3 protein-coding genes and 1 pseudogene are annotated in these 2,157 nt (G+C 62.2%); all 4 read right to left on the reverse strand.

Going from position 1 to position 2,157, the window contains the following annotated elements:
* Nucleotides 1–120 precede the first annotated feature (120 nt).
* On the reverse strand, nt 121–570 hold the full coding sequence (rplI, locus tag JF66_RS18345; protein ID WP_035880275.1) for a 50S ribosomal protein L9: 450 nt from the start codon (nt 568–570) through the stop codon (nt 121–123).
* Nucleotides 571–581: 11 nt separating this feature from the next.
* Nucleotides 582–845 (reverse strand): 30S ribosomal protein S18, encoded by a 264-nt coding sequence (gene rpsR, locus JF66_RS18350; protein WP_035835236.1) that lies wholly within the window; start codon nt 843–845, stop codon nt 582–584.
* Nucleotides 846–910: 65 nt separating this feature from the next.
* Nucleotides 911–1,423, reverse strand: a complete 513-nt coding sequence (locus JF66_RS18355; RefSeq protein ID WP_035880276.1) for a single-stranded DNA-binding protein — start codon at nt 1,421–1,423, stop codon at nt 911–913.
* Between the two features lie 297 nt (nt 1,424–1,720).
* A pseudogene (gene rpsF / locus JF66_RS25445) lies at nt 1,721–2,088 on the reverse strand (30S ribosomal protein S6); the annotation flags it as partial.
* Nucleotides 2,089–2,157: the final 69 nt, after the last annotated feature.

Here is a 2,157-nt window from a genome sequence, read left to right on the forward strand (position 1 = left end):
GAATGTTCGTGATATGCGTGCTCACCTGTGTACAGAAAAGCCCATTGGGTATGGAAAACGGCCCTTAACGACCGGTAGCGGAGAGCCCCTGAGGGGCGCTCCGCTACCGGGTGAGTCGAATTACTTTGCTGCAACCACCAGAAGGGTGATCGTTGCACTCAGCTCGTCACGAAGGCGAACGGTCGCCTTGTGCTCGCCGGTCAGCTTGATCGCGGAGAGCTCGATCTTGCGCTTGTCAATCGCACCGAGACCAGCGGCTGCTACTGCGTTAGCAACATCCGTGGTCTTGACGGAACCGAAGAGACGCCCGCCGGCGCCGGCCTTGACGACCAGCGTGACCTTGGCGGCTTCAAGGGCAACCTTGAGCGCCTGAGCCTCTTCGATGGTGGCGTGCTCGCGGGCTGCGCGGGCTGCCTTGATCTGCTCGATCTGCTTCTCGCCACCGCGGGTCCACGCCACAGCGAAGCCCTTGGGAACGAGGTAGTTACGAGCAAACCCGTTCTTGACGTCTACGACGTCGCCGGGTGCACCGAGGCCGGAGACCTCATGCGTCAGAATCAATTTCGACATGTGTGGGCTCCCTACCGGCCTGAGCCGGCGTAAGGCAGCAAAGCCATTTCGCGGGCGTTCTTGACGGCACGCGCGATGAGGCGCTGTTCCTGGACGGATACGCCGGTGATGCGACGCGCGCGAATCTTTCCACGCTCGGAGATGAACTTACGAAGGGTGGGGACATCCTTGTAATCGATGACACCTACCCGGATCGACTTCGCGGGGGCGGCGTTTTTGCCACCCTTAGCACCGCGGAGCGGCTTGCGGCGGTCGCCGCTAGACTTTCCAGCCATGATTTCCTTACTTTCTTACGAGTTATGTAGCCAAACTCAGGGCCGTGCAGGCCCCAGAATGTGGCCTAGAAGGGTGTCTCGTCACTGAAGTTGCCCGGGCTGTTCCAGACATCTCCACCGGATGCGGCAGGTGCGCCGGATGCAGCGGGAGCGGTCGGAGCCCAGGGCTCGTCCCGGCCCTGCGTAGCGGGAGCACCGCTGCGAGGACCTGATGACTGCGCGCGGGTGAGCGAGGCGGTGGCGTAGCGCAGCGAAGGACCAATTTCGTCGATCTCGAGCTCCATGCTCGTGCGCTTTTCACCTTCCTTGGTCTCATACGAACGCTGTTTGAGACGCCCGGAGGCGATGACACGCGAGCCCTTGGTCAATGAACCGGCCACGTGCTCGGCGAATTCACGCCAAACGCTCGCACGCAGGAACAGCGCGTCGCCATCTTTCCACTCGCTGGTTGCGCGGTCGAAATTGCGCGGAGTGGATGCGATGGTGAAGTTGGCAACCGCCAGCCCGTTCTGCGTGTAACGCAGCTCCGGATCGCTGGTGAGGTTGCCCACCACGGTGATTACGGTCTCGCCGGCCATGGGCTACTTGTCGCTTGCCTTGTCGGACTCCGCGGCCGGAGCCTCGGTGACCTTGGCAGCAGGCTTCGCAGCAGCGGCAATCTTGGCGGCGAGTGCGGCGACGTTAGCGGCAACGTTAGCTGCCGTCTTCGTAGCAGCGGCTTCGGCCTTGACGGCAGCGGCGTCGGCGGCGGCAGCGTCGGTCGTGGCAGGAGCCTCGACCTTGGCCGGAGCCTTGGCGACGGGCGCCTCGACGACAACCGGCTTCGCAGCGGCGGCGACCTTGGCGGCAGCAGCTGCAACAGCGGCCTCAGCCTTGGCAGCGATGACCTTCGGGTTGGCTGCCTTGCGGGCGGCCTTCTCGCGGCAAGCTTGCCGGCCACAACGACCTGGGCGATGCCCTCTTCGGCGCGGAGCACCTTGGTACGCATGACTGCCTCGGACAGGCTCAGCTGGCGGTCAAGCTCGACCGTTGCTGAGGCGTTCGCGGTGAAGTCAACGACGGCGTAGATGCCTTCGGTCTTCTTGTTGATCTCGTAAGCGAGACGACGACGACCCCAAACATCAACCTTGTCAATGCTGCCACCATCGTTGCGAACAACGTTGAGGAACTTGTCAAGGCTGGGAGCTACGGTGCGCTCATCGATCTCGGGATCGAGGATTACCATAAGTTCGTACTGATGCATGACTAACCCACCTCCTTCGGACTAAACGGCTGCAGAATTTCTACAGCAGGAGGGTTGTGCATGTGTTAA

This window comes from Cryobacterium sp. MLB-32 (assembly GCF_000738085.1).
In the GTDB taxonomy this organism is placed as follows: Bacteria; Actinomycetota; Actinomycetes; order Actinomycetales; family Microbacteriaceae; genus Cryobacterium.